Origin of the sequence: Methylophaga thiooxydans DMS010 (genome assembly GCF_000156355.1) — a bacterium.
Lineage (GTDB): Bacteria > Pseudomonadota > Gammaproteobacteria > Nitrosococcales > Methylophagaceae > Methylophaga > Methylophaga thiooxydans.
Window position 1 is genome coordinate 294,081 of sequence record NZ_GG657899.1, and the last position, 15,499, is coordinate 309,579.

At 44.9% G+C, this 15,499-nt stretch carries 21 protein-coding genes and 1 pseudogene; 6 read left to right on the top strand and 16 right to left on the bottom strand.

Features of this window, described 5'->3' with window-relative positions:
* Window positions 1-23: 23 nt before the first annotated feature.
* The 5 genes from MDMS009_RS10270 (at window position 24) to lepB (ending at window position 2,626) form a co-directional block, all read left to right on the top strand.
* On the top strand, window positions 24-338 hold the full coding sequence (locus MDMS009_RS10270; protein ID WP_043888185.1) for a hypothetical protein: 315 nt from the start codon (window positions 24-26) through the stop codon (window positions 336-338).
* An 84-nt stretch (window positions 339-422) separates the two neighbouring features.
* A complete protein-coding gene (locus MDMS009_RS10275) occupies window positions 423-827 on the top strand; it encodes a GFA family protein (protein WP_043888280.1) in 405 nt (134 codons plus the stop codon).
* Between the two features lie 101 nt (window positions 828-928).
* Window positions 929-1,474 carry a hypothetical protein gene (locus MDMS009_RS10280; RefSeq protein WP_043888187.1) on the top strand — a complete coding sequence of 182 codons (546 nt, stop codon included), beginning with the start codon at window positions 929-931 and terminating at the stop codon, window positions 1,472-1,474.
* Window positions 1,475-1,559: 85 nt separating this feature from the next.
* The gene (locus MDMS009_RS10285) at window positions 1,560-2,012 is read left to right on the top strand and encodes a hypothetical protein (RefSeq protein WP_043888188.1); all 453 of its coding nucleotides are present in this window, start codon (window positions 1,560-1,562) and stop codon (window positions 2,010-2,012) included.
* A 110-nt stretch (window positions 2,013-2,122) separates the two neighbouring features.
* Window positions 2,123-2,626, top strand: a complete 504-nt coding sequence (gene lepB / locus MDMS009_RS10290) for a signal peptidase I (RefSeq protein WP_043888189.1) — start codon at window positions 2,123-2,125, stop codon at window positions 2,624-2,626.
* A gap of 91 nt (window positions 2,627-2,717) precedes the next feature.
* Here the strand turns inward: lepB and MDMS009_RS10295 are convergent, their stop codons facing one another.
* Genes MDMS009_RS10295 through rluD form a run of 5 tightly spaced genes read right to left on the bottom strand, consistent with a single transcriptional unit; the run spans window position 2,718 to window position 6,357 of the window.
* Window positions 2,718-4,091, bottom strand: coding sequence for a PFL family protein (locus tag MDMS009_RS10295; RefSeq protein ID WP_008291256.1), 1,374 nt, complete (start codon window positions 4,089-4,091; stop codon window positions 2,718-2,720).
* Between the two features lie 37 nt (window positions 4,092-4,128).
* The gene (locus tag MDMS009_RS10300) at window positions 4,129-4,695 is read right to left on the bottom strand and encodes a glycine cleavage system protein R (RefSeq protein WP_008291476.1); all 567 of its coding nucleotides are present in this window, start codon (window positions 4,693-4,695) and stop codon (window positions 4,129-4,131) included.
* A 57-nt stretch (window positions 4,696-4,752) separates the two neighbouring features.
* A complete protein-coding gene (locus MDMS009_RS16105) occupies window positions 4,753-4,911 on the bottom strand; it encodes a YqaE/Pmp3 family membrane protein (protein ID WP_008291353.1) in 159 nt (52 codons plus the stop codon).
* A gap of 27 nt (window positions 4,912-4,938) precedes the next feature.
* Window positions 4,939-5,394, bottom strand: a complete 456-nt coding sequence (locus tag MDMS009_RS10310; protein WP_043888190.1) for a DUF4112 domain-containing protein — start codon at window positions 5,392-5,394, stop codon at window positions 4,939-4,941.
* The gene (gene rluD, locus MDMS009_RS10315; protein ID WP_008291559.1) at window positions 5,395-6,357 is read right to left on the bottom strand and encodes a 23S rRNA pseudouridine(1911/1915/1917) synthase RluD; all 963 of its coding nucleotides are present in this window, start codon (window positions 6,355-6,357) and stop codon (window positions 5,395-5,397) included.
* A gap of 73 nt (window positions 6,358-6,430) precedes the next feature.
* On the opposite strand from rluD, the gene MDMS009_RS10320 reads away from it, so the two are divergent.
* Window positions 6,431-6,727, top strand: a complete 297-nt coding sequence (locus tag MDMS009_RS10320; protein WP_008291479.1) for a c-type cytochrome — start codon at window positions 6,431-6,433, stop codon at window positions 6,725-6,727.
* Between the two features lies 1 nt (window position 6,728).
* Here the strand turns inward: MDMS009_RS10320 and mutM are convergent, their stop codons facing one another.
* The 11 genes and pseudogenes from mutM to MDMS009_RS10370 all read right to left on the bottom strand — a co-directional run bounded on the left by mutM (window position 6,729) and on the right by MDMS009_RS10370 (window position 15,443).
* On the bottom strand, window positions 6,729-7,547 hold the full coding sequence (gene mutM / locus MDMS009_RS10325; protein ID WP_008291405.1) for a bifunctional DNA-formamidopyrimidine glycosylase/DNA-(apurinic or apyrimidinic site) lyase: 819 nt from the start codon (window positions 7,545-7,547) through the stop codon (window positions 6,729-6,731).
* 2 nt (window positions 7,548-7,549) lie between these two features.
* Entirely contained in the window at window positions 7,550-8,431 is an 882-nt protein-coding gene (locus MDMS009_RS10330) for a DUF4340 domain-containing protein (RefSeq protein ID WP_154647016.1), read from the bottom strand.
* Complete coding sequence (locus MDMS009_RS10335; protein WP_008291508.1) at window positions 8,410-9,780, bottom strand: GldG family protein; 1,371 nt, start codon at window positions 9,778-9,780, stop codon at window positions 8,410-8,412. The genes MDMS009_RS10330 and MDMS009_RS10335 overlap by 22 nt, the downstream gene beginning before the upstream one ends.
* Window positions 9,780-10,523: an ABC transporter permease subunit gene (locus tag MDMS009_RS10340; protein WP_008291717.1), complete on the bottom strand. Its 744-nt coding sequence runs from the start codon at window positions 10,521-10,523 to the stop codon at window positions 9,780-9,782. Before MDMS009_RS10340 ends, MDMS009_RS10335 begins: the two co-directional genes overlap by 1 nt.
* A complete protein-coding gene (locus tag MDMS009_RS16740) occupies window positions 10,516-11,013 on the bottom strand; it encodes an AAA family ATPase (RefSeq protein ID WP_406564443.1) in 498 nt (165 codons plus the stop codon). Before MDMS009_RS16740 ends, MDMS009_RS10340 begins: the two co-directional genes overlap by 8 nt.
* A 3-nt stretch (window positions 11,014-11,016) precedes the next feature.
* Window positions 11,017-11,379: pseudogene (locus MDMS009_RS16745) on the bottom strand (ATP-binding cassette domain-containing protein); the annotation flags it as partial.
* A gap of 77 nt (window positions 11,380-11,456) precedes the next feature.
* Window positions 11,457-12,680: an EAL and HDOD domain-containing protein gene (locus tag MDMS009_RS10350; RefSeq protein ID WP_008291725.1), complete on the bottom strand. Its 1,224-nt coding sequence runs from the start codon at window positions 12,678-12,680 to the stop codon at window positions 11,457-11,459.
* A gap of 99 nt (window positions 12,681-12,779) precedes the next feature.
* Window positions 12,780-12,935, bottom strand: a complete 156-nt coding sequence (gene rpmG / locus MDMS009_RS10355; RefSeq protein ID WP_007146528.1) for a 50S ribosomal protein L33 — start codon at window positions 12,933-12,935, stop codon at window positions 12,780-12,782.
* A 13-nt stretch (window positions 12,936-12,948) separates the two neighbouring features.
* Window positions 12,949-13,185: a 50S ribosomal protein L28 gene (gene rpmB, locus MDMS009_RS10360; RefSeq protein WP_036312664.1), complete on the bottom strand. Its 237-nt coding sequence runs from the start codon at window positions 13,183-13,185 to the stop codon at window positions 12,949-12,951.
* 114 nt (window positions 13,186-13,299) lie between these two features.
* Window positions 13,300-13,815, bottom strand: a complete 516-nt coding sequence (locus tag MDMS009_RS10365; protein WP_008291741.1) for a peroxiredoxin family protein — start codon at window positions 13,813-13,815, stop codon at window positions 13,300-13,302.
* Complete coding sequence (locus tag MDMS009_RS10370; protein WP_008291311.1) at window positions 13,812-15,443, bottom strand: acetolactate synthase large subunit; 1,632 nt, start codon at window positions 15,441-15,443, stop codon at window positions 13,812-13,814. The genes MDMS009_RS10365 and MDMS009_RS10370 overlap by 4 nt, the downstream gene beginning before the upstream one ends.
* Window positions 15,444-15,499 lie beyond the last annotated feature (56 nt).

Genomic DNA, 15,499 nt, shown 5'->3' on the forward strand with positions numbered 1-15,499 from the left:
GTTAGCAATAAGAGAGGGTAAGCATGGATGAATCGAAGGACTGGGCGCTGATAAATTTATCTGACTTTGCGGGCCTTTTAGATCAAGCATTAGAAGGCGAGGGTTTAGACTTCGATGATCGGATATTTTATACCGGTCACCTAGCAACTTGCGCCAGGATGTTTAGATCAATAATTTTAAGCGAGCCATCTAGCGAGCTTTTGAAGCTAATAGACCTCGAATCTACATCATATAAATTGGCATCACGACCAAATGAAAGAGGTGCAATAGTTAAAGAGGGGTGGCTTTCTATACAGCCGATCTTACATCAATGTGCTCTGGCGCTAGAAAATGCATAACAAGGCAATTAACTACGCGCCTGCAGCGCCGGACGCTCGTACCTCGCGCCGGTTATCACGGCGTTAGGCATCATGGAGAATTCAGTGAAATTAACTGGCGAATGCTTTTGTGGTGAAATCAAATACAAAATAGACGGTGTGCTCTCCGACGCTAGATCATGTCACTGTTCGCGTTGCCGAAAAGCCTTTAGCTCTCAGGCATCATCCTATGCGTTGGTAAACGCCTCAGAGTTTAGCTGGGTTAGTGGTAAGGAATATTTAACGACTTATGCTACTCAACAGGGCTTTGGGTTACAGTTTTGCAAGAAATGCGGCTCTACGTTGTGCGGCATCTATGAAAATGAAGTCCATGGTGTAACACTTGGTTGCCTTAATGAAAATCCAGAAATAGAAATTGGTAGGCATATATTTGTCGGGTCTAAAGCAAGTTGGGAGGTCATGCCTGATGGTGTCACACAATATCAAGAGCATGCGCCAGAAAATCCATAACAAGGCCAATCACAATTGTGCAATGCAAAAAACGCATTGCACTGGACAGTCTACGCTGCGCTTCGACTGTCTGTGTTGGCAGCGTTAGGCAAGAGGAACATATGAGCGACTGGGACTTTCTACACGATATGCATAATGAGGGCTATAGCCCAGAACAGATAGCGGATGCTGCTGCCTGTGGTTATAACCTCTGGGAGCATGGCGATTGGGAGAACATCGAGGAATTTATTGACGATACAGAGGGCTGGGATTCTGGTAGAGAGCCAAAGAGCCCAACAACTCTAGAGCTTTGGGAGTTGCTGGATGAGTTGGTTGAAACCGCCCGAAACTACTTCGAAATAGCAGGTCGGCATCTGCCAATTTATGGAGAGCTTGGCGAGCTATACGGTGAAGCTAAATACGGAATCAAAAGGCATAAGCCGTATACGCGAGGCTCCGATGGTAAATTGGGTAACGATTTCGTCGAAATAAAAACAATTAGCCCATTTAAATCTGACAATGCCGTGTTAGTAAAGCGAGCCGGTAATTTCAGCAAGCTTCTTATCGTGAAAATCAGCAAAGACTTCGAGTTTAAAGCAAAGATGCTTGATCGAAAGAGTTTTGGAAAGGGCTCAGGAAAACACATTAAAGCCAAGTGGAGTGAATGAAATTGCCTAACAAGTGCAGGCATGGCGAGGCCTACTACACTGGGTCTTGGCCTCCATTCCGCAGTCGCGCTTGCTTGGAGGCGTTATGTATAAATTATTTAGGTTTATTATTTCACTTTCTGTAACGGCTCTTTTTTTTTCTGCCGTTATGCTAGTGATCGAAACAAGCATTGAAATGTTTTTTAAAACGGCAGAAACAGTTGAAAAAATAACTTTCAGCTACCTGTTAGACAATTATTTTCATAATGTTTTGATAATCATCGTAGTTGTTTTAGTTTTGTACCCCTTCAAGTTCTTTAATTTTAAGTCTACCAAGGCAGTACAACCACTTGATGCTCCATCAGTTGCAAAGTTTTCTAAATTTACGCATGCAATAATTATCATGTTTGGCTTACCGTTGCTTGGATTAATGTTGTCAATGATTCCTGTAAGAGTATTTGAAATTTTAAATATTCCGGTTGACTCAAAAATAACAGTTAGCACTTTTGTCTTAGTTACTTGGTTATATGGAATATACAAATGCCGAAATATTTCTTAAAACTGCAATACATAACAAAAACATCAAACTCACTCCAGCCGCAAAAAAAACGTGGCTTCTGTTGAGATTGTCGCTAACGCGGAAGCCCCTTGTGTAAAAAGTTATTTGCTATGAAAATAAAAATCATCCTACTTGCATTAGCCCTGATATTAGGTCTTTTTTTCTTTTTTACCAGAGCTCACACTATTGGCAGCACAAATATGTCACCGACTCTACTAAAGGGAGACAAATATACAGTGCCCATAATTTCAGTCTTCTCGTATGAACCTAAGCGATGGGATATTGTTCTTTACAAAACTCCTAGTCTTGAACCTTCATATTACATAGGTAGAGTAGTTGCTTTACCAAATGAGAAAGTAAGTCTCAATGATGGCCAAGTATTTATTAATGATAAGAGAATAGTCATTCCTAAATACTTACAAAAAACTGGAATTAAATACTACTCAGCTAGTCAGTTTAAAAAAGAAAGTTCCAAAACTAATCAATCACATACAATGAACAGTAAACAATATTTTATTCTAGGTGATAACTCAAAGAGGTCTCATGACAGCAGATTTTTTGGGGGTGTCGAGCGTGAAGGAATAATTAATAAGATAAAAAAAGTTGGCAAATAACAAAAAATAAAAATCACTTCACCCCAAAAAAACTGTGACTTACATTGGGACTGCGTAAAATGCGGCAGCCCCTTATTTAGATCGTTAAAGACTAATTCACTAGACTTTGAATAGGCGCTGGAATACGACCACCCAGACGCACAAAGCGATTTTCCTGACTACCCATATTCACTGCCATTACTGGTCCTTCGCCGAGCAGACCACCGAAGACCACATGATCACCAGCTTTTTTGCCCGGTGCCGGAATCAAACGGGCGGCGGTGGTTTTTTTATTGATCACACCAATCGCCATTTCATCAGCAATAATCGCTGAGATCATTTCTTCTGAGGTGTCGCCGGGCAGGGCAACCATATCCAGACCTACTGAGCAGACGGCGGTCATGGCTTCCAGTTTTTCTAAAGATAACGTGCCTTGGCGTGCTGATTCAGCAATGGTGAGGTCTTCACAGACTGGAATAAACGCACCACTTAAGCCACCAACATGGGAGCTGGCAAAGGCGCCGCCTTTCTTCACAGCATCATTCAGCATGGCTAAAAATGCCGTACTACCGGGGGCGCCGATGGCAGGTAGGCCCACCGCTTCAAAGATTTCTCCGACGCTGTCATTTTCGTTAGGTGTTGGGGCTAAAGATAAGTCTACAATTCCAAATGGCAACCCTAGCGCTTGAGCAACCTCACGACCAACCAGTTCACCGGCACGGGTGAGGCGGGCAGCAGTCTGTTTAATCACATCAGCAGCGCGGCTCAAATCCATGCCTTCTTCTTCATTCATCGCACGTTCAAGAGCGGCTTTGACCACTCCTGGCCCACTCACACCGACACTGACGACTGCATCGGCTTCACCTATACCTAAATAGGCACCGGCCATGAATGGCACATCTTGCGGGATATTGGCGAATACAACCAATTTGGCAGCTGCTAAACCATCATCCTCAGCGGTCATATTGGCCGCTTGCTTGATAATACCGCCCATGTGTTTAATGGCATCCATATTCAAGCCGGCACGTGTGCTGGCAACGTTGACGGATGAACAGATTCGTTTGCTCTCGGTCAGTGCCTGTGGGATTGCATCAATTAAGGCCTTATCACCGGCGCTCATGCCTTTTTCAACAAGCGCGCTGAATCCCCCAATAAAATCGACACCGAGTTCATCTGCAGCTTTGTCTAAAGTCAGGGCAATTTCCACCATTTGACTAGCATTAAACGGCGCTGCGACGACAGCAATGGGGCTGATAGAAATACGCTTGTTGGCGACTTCAATGCCGTAGCGGCGCTCAATACGCTGACAAGTGCTTACCAGTTTGCTGGCGGTGTGCGTGATCTTGTTATAAATATTGCGTTTGAAGCGCTCAATATCATCACTGACACAATCAGTCAGATTAATCCCGACAGTGACTGTTCGTAGATCCAGGTTCTCTTCGCGAACCATCTGAAGGGTTGAGATAATCTCTTTTGGATTTAACATGCTCTGTCCTGATGTTGGCTGTCTTCAAAGACAATGACTAGTTAAGGATGTTGCTCACAGAATCGAATATTTTTCGATGCTGCACACTGATTTCAAGAGCAAGTCGTTTGGCGATGTCATCTAGCGCATCGCGCAGGTCGTTCATTTCTGTGGCACGCGGTACATCGACCTCAAATACCATGAGGTTATTCATGGGATTATCGCCACCTTTAAAGATGGCTTGTATATTCGTAATGTTGACGCCGTGTGTAAACAGTTTGCCAGCGATTTCAGCCACTAAACCCTGACTGTCAGGCCCTATGGCTGTGACAATATAGGGCTGTACTTCAGGTTTATGCTGATGCCAGTCTGATGTGGTTTCGCTCCATGAATGTACGCGAATAAAAAGTGCCATGTCCTGACAAGCCGCTTCAATAGCCTGTTGTAATGCCTCGGCACTGTCATCTTCACCGAGTTCGGCTTGTAATAAGGCACCGAATACATCATTGAGCAGAGTTTGGCTAAGGTTTTCGATATTCCCATTACGTTTGTTGATGACATTAGAAACGATGGCGATAATGCCTGGCTGATCGCTCCCAAGCACAGAGATAAGTACTTTATTCATGGCGTTTCCGATAAAAAATGAATGTAACGAAGGACAAGTTCTGCGTTAAATCACAAGTTAACGTTTAGCGATAATCCAGACAGCATGAACAATACCGGGAATGTAACCTAATAATGTCAGCAGGATGTTTAGCCAGAATGCACCGCCAATACCGACCTGTAGAAACACACCAAGAGGTGGTAAAAGAATAGCAACAATGATGCGAATAATGTCCATACAAACTCCTTGTTATCAACAGTATCTCTAGCCGAAAAGGCGTGACCACAGTAGACCAATTAACCAGCTTATTAGAAATATGGCAAGCGCCAATAGACCAATTAGCATAGCGATAAATACTACATTTTCTAGCCAACTTTGTTTTGCGGTAGGTTGCGGTGATGTTTGGTAGTGAGTCAGCAGCGCACTATTTTTCTGATTCGCTTTCCACATGAAATCAAATACATCACCCAACAGTGGCAGGCTGCCAAGCACGCTATCTATTAAAACGTTAATAAACATTCTAATCAGAATGGTACGCGGCACACCTTGTTGCTGGGCTTTGATAATAATAAGTGAAGATAATAAGCCACTAATAAAGTCCCCTAAACCGGGGATTAGCCCAATAAAGCCATCTAAACCAATACGATAGCCACCGGGTAAGCGAATGCTGTTATCAAGCAGCCAGCTTAATTTTTCATGAAATGTTTGGCGAGATGACACTTAGTCCTCCCTGTTGGTATCGTCCGCTAAAAGTTTGAGAATTGTCTGCATATCTTCTGGTAACGGAGCCTGCCATGAAACATCTTCACCGCTGGCTGGGTGTTTAAACCCTAATAAACCTGCGTGCAGAGCCTGACGTCGGAAGCCTTGAACCGCTTCACGGCAGTTTTCTGACATACCCTTTGCCATTTTGAAACGGCCTGCATAGACCTGATCCCCTAATAAGGGATGACGAATATGTGCCATATGAACACGGATCTGATGGGTACGACCGGTTTCCAGTTTGCAACGGATATGGGTGTGGGCACGAAAACGTTGTTCAACTCGGTAGTGAGTTATCGCCGGTTTACCGGTTTGGCTTATTGCCATGCGTTTACGGTCAATATGGTGGCGACCAATGGGTTCATCAACCGTACCGCCAGCGGTCATCACACCAATCGCAATGGCCTGATATTCGCGTTGAACCGTTCTGGCCTGCAACTGTGACACCAGAGAGTTATGCGCCTGCAGCGTTTTAGCCACCATTAACAGGCCTGTCGTGGCTTTATCCAGTCTGTGCACAATGCCTGCACGTGGAATGTTCGCCAGTTGCGGTGCATGGGCAAGCAGGGCATTAACCAGTGTTCCTTGATGGTTGCCTGCGCCAGGATGTACCACCATGCCTGCGGGTTTATTGATAATAATAACGTCATCGTCTTCATGCACGATGTCTAAGGCAATCGGTTCAGCGGACCAGCTCTCATCTTGAGACTGAAGTTCCGTATCTATGATCACGTTTTCACCACCAATCACACTGTCACGTGGCCTTAATATGGCTTCATCGACGGTCACATCACCGGCTTTAATCCACTTTGTCAGCTGACCACGGGAGAAGTCAGGGAACAGTTTTGCCAAGGCCTGATCGAGACGCATGCCACCGAGTTCGTCCGGGATAATTTCTTGAAGTTGAATTTTTTCTGACATGAAGTTGATTGCTGGTGATTAAATGACAATTATAACGTAGGCTAGTGTTATACGTATGAACAAGGAGAGCGATATGTCGCTTTATCAGTTGTTGGGCGCATGTTGCCTGCTGTTATCGCTATCGTCTTTACATGCACAAGAGCGTAATGCGGCTTTGTTAGCCTCTGCTTGCGCGGCTTGTCATGGCACTAATGGCCATAGTGTGGCAGGCACACCGAGTCTGGCGGGGTTGGATAAAATGTACTTTGTTGAACAAATGCAGCTTTTTCAAACAGGTCAGCGGCCCTCCACAGTGATGATGAAGCATGCGAAAGGTTATAGCGAAGATGAAATTCGCTTGTTAGCAGAATTTTTCAGTCAACAGAAATAAATTACCGTCGCTGACACTGTTTACAAAAGTAGGTGGCGCGTTGTGCCTGACGAATACAATTGATCGGGGCTTGGCAGCGAAGGCAAGGTTCATTCTCGCGACCATAGACATTCAATTCTTGTGCAAAATAACCGGGTTTACCATCACTTTTTCGAAAGTCCCTGAGCGTTGTTCCACCTGCTAATAAGGCTCGATTCAAAACCAGTTTTATCGCCTCGACTAGTTCTGCCATTTTGGCTTTGCTAATTTTCCCCGCAGCCTTAGCTGGGTGAATACCTGCTAAAAACAACGCCTCGTTCGCGTAGATATTGCCAACACCGACGACAATTTCACCGTTCATAATAAAGCTTTTGATATTTCCGCTACGGCCTTTGGCTTTTTGATAAAGATAATCAGCATTGAATAAGTCCGCTAATGGTTCAGGACCTAAATGCGCTATCAGTTGATGCGTGTCGGTATCTGCCTCTGTCCATAAGACGGCACCAAACCGTCGTGGGTCAGTAAACCGTAAAACATGACCGTTATTGATGTAGATATCGACGTGGTCATGTTTACCGATATTGTGGTCATTATCGAGAACACGCAAGCGACCTGACATGCCAAGGTGAAGAATCAAGGTGCCCTTATCACAACGGAAAAGTAAATATTTCGCGCGGCGCTCGACCTTGGTAACGCGTTGATCTTTAACAATGGCTTCAAGTTGTTCAGGCACAGGCCAGCGCAAGCCACGGTGACGTACTACCATTTTGCTGATGGTATTACCTTCAACATAGGGTTGTATTCCACGACGAGTGGTTTCTACTTCAGGTAATTCAGGCATCGTTATTCAGTATCGGTATTTGGCAGTAGTTGTTTCTTTAATGCCAGCGGAAAATCATATTGAAGCTGTAGAGCTGGGTTAACAATCTGCAGGCTTTGCGCCGTTTCAGTCATGATGAGTTCTAATGGTTCTGCACGGTTTTCAAGCGATATTCGAATTTGTGGTGCTGGTAAGGTGCTGATTGTTTGCTTATCAAGGTAGCGTACTTGCATGGCATACGCCATTTGCCAACTATCAATAACGGATTTCAGTTGATCAGTATTTGATTGGAAGCCGCTACTTTGCCAGTGCCCATCTTGAAGACTAAGGCTAATTTCGTTATCGCTTAGGTCGCTTATCGTTAATTGTGTGATGGTGTTTTGTTCTGCAATCAAGCGATTATCGACAAAACTACCGGCTGAGGCTCTGAGTAGCGGTGCTACATTATCGTCAAGCAGGTAGATCACCTCTTTATGTAACACGTAACGCCGCTTGTTTAGGGTTTCAACACCGCCGAAATAAAAATGCTGGTCGTTGAAGGTTAATGTTGTTTCAGGCTTGCTGAGGCCGAATTGATCAAGAGAGGCCTGATCCATGGGTTGAAAATGGCCATAAATCGGTGCTGATAATAGGCTCAGCAGGAGGTTTATACGTGTTTGATTTGCCTGAGCGTCAAAGGGGGCGGTCAGCATCCATGCGTCATGCTGTCGCGCCAGCTTGATCATAGGCTTGTTTGTTTGGGCAATCTCGATGGCAGATACGTCTAAAGCAGATAAACTACTGATAGTCGGTGTTTGATCCGATACCGGTTGCTCACGTTGTGATAACCAGAGCAACGCGAGCACAACAATTAATAACACCAGATTCGTTAGATAACTGCTTTTCATCGGCGTCGTCTCTGCCACCAAATACCCAGGCCAATTGCCAGTAACGTTAATGGTAACACCACCAGAAAACCCAAGCCGAGAATGAGTGATTGGTTTTTTGTGAGAGTCAGTTGCGTGCCGACACTGGTTTTTACGGGAATTTTGATTAATTTGTCATCATGGGCTAGCCAATTAACAAGGGCCATTGCCAAATCTAAGTTGGCGGCATTGCCAATATAAGCATTGCTCACAAAATCACTATCACCAATGATGGCAACGCGTTGGTTTCTACTCTGCGCTTGTTGTTCTCGGGTAAGAACATAACCGAGCGAAAAGGGACCGTGTAAATCGGCACCCTTATCAAATTGTTGCAAAGGGATATTTTCCTGAGTGATCGCGCTGGACTCGACCCACGCATCAGGCTGACTGTTTAATAAGTTTAAATAACGCCAGTTTCGCGAGCTTTCTGACCCAGATTGTTGTAGTGCAGTCGCTTCTGCGAGAAGGGAAACACTTGCTGTAGCCACACCAACGGGGTGATTGGCGTAGTCACTGATTAACACAAAACGAGGATCATCAATGCCCAGCATGGCTGTATTCGGATCCATTACCGTACCCGCCACAAAATCAATACCCAATGATTCAGACAAGGCATTGAGTGAGTCGGTCTGCTCTGGCTCTGTCAGCCAGAGTAAATTACCGCCTTGGTCGAGGTAGTCTTTGATTAAGGCGACTTCACCCGTTAACCAATCCCGTGTTGGGCTGGTTATCACTAATGCCGCTGTGTTGTCAGGAATCTCTGGCGTTTTAACCAAGTTTTGAGCATGCAGTTTAAAGCCTTGGCTTTGTAGCTGTTGCGCCCAAGTGCTGAGGCTAAAATTCGATTGTTCAAACAGACTACGTTCACCGTGACCTTCAATAAATACAAGCCATTGCTCCTGTTGACGCGAAACAGTGATCAATGCGTTGGTGAGAGATTGCTCTGATAGATCGAAAACATGTTGCTGTTGTTCGCCCAGACTGACAACCATTTCACCTTGTTGTTGAATGTTCAAAGCACGTACTTGATCGGGTGAAAATGCTGGATCAATGTAAGAAATGTCGAGCTTATCTGTGTGTGCCTGATAGCGTGATAATAATTCGACAGTGGCAGGGCGTAACTGATCATTGGGACTGATAAAGACCTGAATATTGATGGTGTTATCAATTTCTTTAAGCAGTTGTATGCTGGTTTCTGACAAGGTGTGCCGGTTATTGGCCGTCCAGTCAAATTGACGGTTGGTGTCGATTGATAGCTTTGCTAACAGCACAATGACGGTCACTAACAAAATATAAAAAAAGCCTTGCTGCAAGCGAAACAGGCGTTGCGTTTGTCGAGTTATTTTCATCAGTCGAGTCGCTCTCTATCCAAGCGGCGAATGGTCAGAAGAATAAAGGTCACAATGACAGTCAGGTAAAAGCTGACATCCTGTGTATTAACTAGGCCTTGGGTCATGGGTTGAAAATGATTGAGTAAAGACAGCCAACTTAATACAGAAAACCCTTCATTGCTGTTACCGGCCCAGTCAATAATCCACAGAAAAAACAGAATCGCGAAGGTGCTGACTGCGGCAATGGCAGGCTGTTTGGTGAGTGAGGAGATATAGAGGCCAATGGCAGTGAAGCTTGCTATCAACAGGGTTAGACCGAGCATGGCTGCGCCAAGTTGGAATAAGTCAAGCGTACTACCAACGTGTAATGATACTGGCATCAGTAGGGTTAGGAGGGCGAGCAGCATAAAAAAGCTCAAGGTGCCAAAGTACTTGCCCAACACAATCTGGCGAATACTCATAGGAGCCGAAGAAAGTAGTGAGAGCGTTTCATTACGCCTTTCTTCAGCAATGATGCGCATAGTCAGCAATGGGCTGATCAGCAGAATAATAATGGCAGCATTATTGAGTAATGGAATGGCGATCATTTCGGTCACGCCGGGAGCGCCGGGTATAGCCGAAATTTGACTCTGGACCGAGTTGAAATAATCAATATGCGTCAGAAATAAATAGGCCAGCAATAACTGAGTCATTGCCAGGATAACCCAGGCAAGTGGTGACAGAAATAAACGGTGTAATTCGTTACGCGCGATATTAAGCATCGGTATCTTCGTTTTGGATAATTTTCATAAACACATCTTCCAAACTATGCTGCTCAGGCATCAACATGGACAGTTGCCAGGCGTTGTTTACCGCGAGTTGAAGCAGCGACTGTGTCGGGTTCGTGTCGGGGTGATAGTGCACGCGAAAGCGATAATCGCTAAGGGTGTCGATGTTTTCTATGCCAGGGATATGTCGCATTTTCTCTGCAAGCATGGGCTGCTCAAAGGCTAATAGAAGGCTGGATGCCTGCATTTTCTGACTTAACGCATCAATACTGTCATTAAACATGAGTTGACCATGTGAAATGATTTGCACGCGGTCACAGAGCATTTGTACTTCAGGCAGGATATGTGTCGAGAGAATGACACTGTGTTCATTTGCGATATCGCGTATAAGCTGGCGAATTTCTCTGATCTGAATGGGATCAAGACCAGATGTGGGTTCATCCAGAATCACCACGGCAGGCGAATGAATAATGGCCTGAGCAATCCCTACACGCTGTTGAAACCCTTTTGATAGATTGCCAATGAGCCTGTTGCTGACGTTTGTTAGACCACAACGTTCTATGGCTGAGTCGATAGCAGCCTTTTGATGCTGTTTGTCGATAGCATTAAGACGTGCGCAGAACTGTAAAAACTCAGCAACAGTCAGTTCTTTATAAAGTGGTGGTGTTTCGGGGAGATAACCGATGTGCGCTTTGGCTTGTTTGGGATGATCCAATAGATCAACACCGTTGATAATGATTTGACCATTATCAGGTGCCAGATTGCCGCTGAGCATACGCATGGTAGTACTTTTACCTGCACCATTTGGCCCTAAAAAGCCAAGTACTTCACCTTTATGAATGGTAAAGCTCACATTGTTTACGGCAACTTCAGTGCCGAAGTAACGTGATAATTCTGAAGCTTGTAGCAGCGGCTCTTTCATCATGCTTAAACCACTTCTTTTGTTTGTATAGACCACTCTGCGGCATTAATATAACTCTGGCTGAAGATTTCCAGAGAAGCCTTCGCGTTCTCCAACTCACTCCATAAGCCGCGTTCGTATAGTTCAATATCGTTCAGTAGCTGGCCTAACTCACCTTGTTTGTGTAACAGCGCTTGCTTAGTTTCATCAGCTAGCGGTAACGATTTAACAATGATTGCCATAGGCTGATTGAGCATGGCATCAATCGTTGAAAATAAACCAACTAGAAAGCTACTTTCAGAGCTGCAATCATAGTGAGGCGCCAGTGACTCGCCCATCTTAGCGCGAATCAATGCCTGATCTAAGAGTTCTTCCGGTACGGAGTCAAGCTCACTCATGATAATTAGTGAGGTCCAGGTTTTAATCGCTTTCAGCCCAAGAATAACGAGACCTTGTCGAATTGAATTAATCTGTCTTGGCATGCCAATAGCGGCAGAGTTAAGTAAGCGCAGCAGCTTATAAGTTAACCCGGGATCATGACTAATTAACTGCTCAATCTCTTCAAATTCAACATCCTCCTCCTGCAACTTCTGCATGAGTTTAACCAAGATAAGCTGGTTATCAGGGATGGGGGTGTCTTCGATGTTATCAGGACGGCAGAAAAAGAAGCCCTGAAAAAAATCAAACCCAAGTTCCATACACAATTCAAACTCTTCGCGGGTTTCCACTTTTTCAGCAAGTAACTTGACGTCGTATTGACGAAGAATAGTGACATGCTCACGCAAAGCCGCTTCATCTAAAGCCAGAATGTCGACTTTTATAATCGACGCCAATTCAACTAAGGGACGTAATGACTCATGGAAGATAAAATCATCCAGCGCGATGGTGTAGCCTTGCTTAATTAATTTTCTAACACCATCCAGCAGCTCATCATCAACGATAATATCTTCCAGGATCTCGACAATGACCCTGTTTTGACTGGTCGGAAGCGGATCTTCATTGAGAATAAAGTTTCGTGTCAGGTTGATAAAGGCGGTGTGGTTACCAATTACACGTTCAATACCAAGTTCTAGAAAAGCATAATTAATAACACGGCTGGTAGCGGTGTCACCAGACAATGAGGACAGATCAGCAAATGTTTGATCGCTGGCACTCCGAAACAATAGTTCGTAAGCATAAATATCATATTGTCGATCAAAAATTGGTTGTCTGGCGATAACAACCAATGGGCGCTCATTTAGCGTTTCCATTTATCACTCTCCATCACGAATGCCCATCATAATCATCTTATGGGCACAAAAAAACCCGCAATAGCGGGCTTTTTGTTAATACTGGCAAATTAGCCGGTATTATTTGATTTTTGCTTCTTTATACATCACATGCTTGCGAACAACTGGATCAAATTTTTTGATTTCCAGCTTTTCGGGCATGGTGCGTTTGTTTTTGTCTGTGGTGTAGTAGTGACCTGTACCCGCAGATGAGACTAATTTAATTTTATCGCGCATGTCTCTTTATCTCCTAAACTTTTTCGCCACGAGCACGCATATCAGTCAGAACTGCATCGATGCCTTTCTTATCGATGATGCGAAGACCATGGTTGCTGACACGCAGCTTGACCCAGCGATTTTCTGACTCAACCCAAATGCGGTGTGAGTGAAGGTTGGGTAAGAAACGACGTTTTGTTTTGTTGTGAGCGTGAGAAACGTTGTTTCCGCTCATAGGGCGCTTGCCCGTTACCTGACATACTCTGGCCATTTTAGAACCTGCTCCTGATGAACCTATTTTTACCACAGGGTTCCAAATAAGGTCCCTGCCTGCATCTACAAAGCCGAACTTTATACCATATATGCTTTTAGATGTGTAGTGAATTTATGACTGTATGGGCTCAAGTCCCATCGCAGCGAGTCTTTGTTTTAATTGCTCTGATTTTAGTGCTCCAATTTTGCGCATCACGATTTCACCTTCTGGCGAAATTAGGAAGTGCGTTGGGGTGACTCTGACATTATCAAATGCCTCAGAAATTTCGCCAGTTTTATCCCATGTGATTAGGTAGGGGAGGCCTTTCTGTTTGCGCATAGTTTTGATGTGTTCAGGGTAATCGTGAGGCATCGCAACACTGATCATTTTCAGCCCTTGCTCAGCGTATTCATCATGTAACGCGATAAGTTCAGGCATTTCTTTGATACAGCCGGGACAATCGGTAGCCCAAAAAATCATCAAAATGGGGTTGCCTTGGTAGTCGACCAGCTGATGCTCGCCGCCATCAATATCGGTAAAGCTAATTTCAGGCATGGCTTGTTGTGACGGTGGCATGACAAGAAATGACACCACAGCAGCGAAGGCTACGATCAGCACGATGAGTAAGTTTTTTATTACTGGTTTCATGTCGTTAAGGTAATTTGTCCCAAGGTTTCTGTCAGTTTGAGATTTTCCCGATAATCAACCGGGCAATCGATTACTGTCACCGTATCGCGCTGTAATGCTTCTTGCAAAATCGGCATCAGTTGTTCAGTTTGTTCCACTCTGACACCCACAGCGCCAAAAGATTGCGCATATTGCACAAAATCTGGATTGGTAAATTCTACATGACTTTTACGACCAAATTGATTTTGTTGTTTCCACTCAATCAAACCGTAACTGGCATCATTCCATATTAAAATCACGATAGCGATATTTAATCGCATCGCGGTTTCAATCTCTTGTGAGTTCATTAAAAAACCGGCATCACCGGTTACCGCAACTACTTTGCGCTCAGGGTGGGCAAGTTTGGCTGCAATCGCGCCGGGCAAGGCTATACCCATGCTGGCAAAACCATTGGAAATAATGCAGGTGTTGGGGTATTCGCAACGGAACATACGAGACATCCACATTTTATGTGCACCGACATCACAGATCACAATATCTTCCAAATCCATAGCGGTACGCAGATCCCAGATGATTTTCTGTGGTTTTACTGGGAATTCGGTGTCGTCGCGGTGCAGGTTCATTTCTGTGATAAGACTGTCCCGCAGTACCCTTAGCGCTTTTCCTTCATGCGGTGTCGTCAGCGCGGCAATACGATTAAGGCTGTGACGGATATTACCAACCACTGCTAATACCACACTGTAATGTGCATCAACTTCAGCATGACTGGTATCGACGTGAATAATAGTGCGGTCCCGTGATGGATGCCACAGGTAGGGATGGTATTCGACCATATCGTAGCCAATGCAGATAATGACATCAGCATTAGCAAAGCCGCAGTTAGCGTAATCATTAGATTGTAAGCCGACACTACCTAATGCCATGGGATGACGAAATGGAATGACGCCTTTCGCCATAAAGGTATTGGCAACCGGAATGCCTAGCTTTGCAGCAAACTCGCTTAATTCCTCACAGGCATTGGAGCGAATGACCCCATTACCCGCTAAAATAATCGGATTTTTCGCATTGGAAATAATTTCAGCGGCACGTTCAATATGTTCTGCTGCCGGTTCCGGCGGGGTGGCGTGCTTAACACGTAAAGGCGTGTCATCAACTTCCATCTCGGCAATGTTTTCAGGAAACTCAATAAAGCAGGCGCCGGTTTTTTCGGTCTGCGCGACCTTAAACGCTTTACGGATAATCTCAGGAATGACTTCAGGGCTAACAATACGTGTTGAGTATTTGGTAATCGGCAGAAACATCGCTTCCAGATCGAGCACTTGATGCGACTCTTTATGCAGGCGATGGGTTGATGCTTGCCCAGCGATGGCGACTAGCGGCGCATGATCCATATTGGCATCTGCCACGCCAGTAATTAGATTGGTGGCACCGGGGCCTAGGGTCGCTAGACAAACGCCTGCACGGCCGGTAAGCCTGCCATAGACATCAGCCATGAAAGCGGCACCTTGTTCATGGCGGACGGTAATAAAGTCGATGTTGGAGTCGAGCAGGGCATCCATGACATCCAGATTTTCCTCGCCCGGTATCCCGAAAATAAATTCGACGCCTTCATTTTCAAGCGATTTGATAAACAGTTCTGCAGCTTTCATTCAGCGACTTCCTTTCTACCGTGATGGATGTTGCTGCCAAGCATAGCAGACATTAA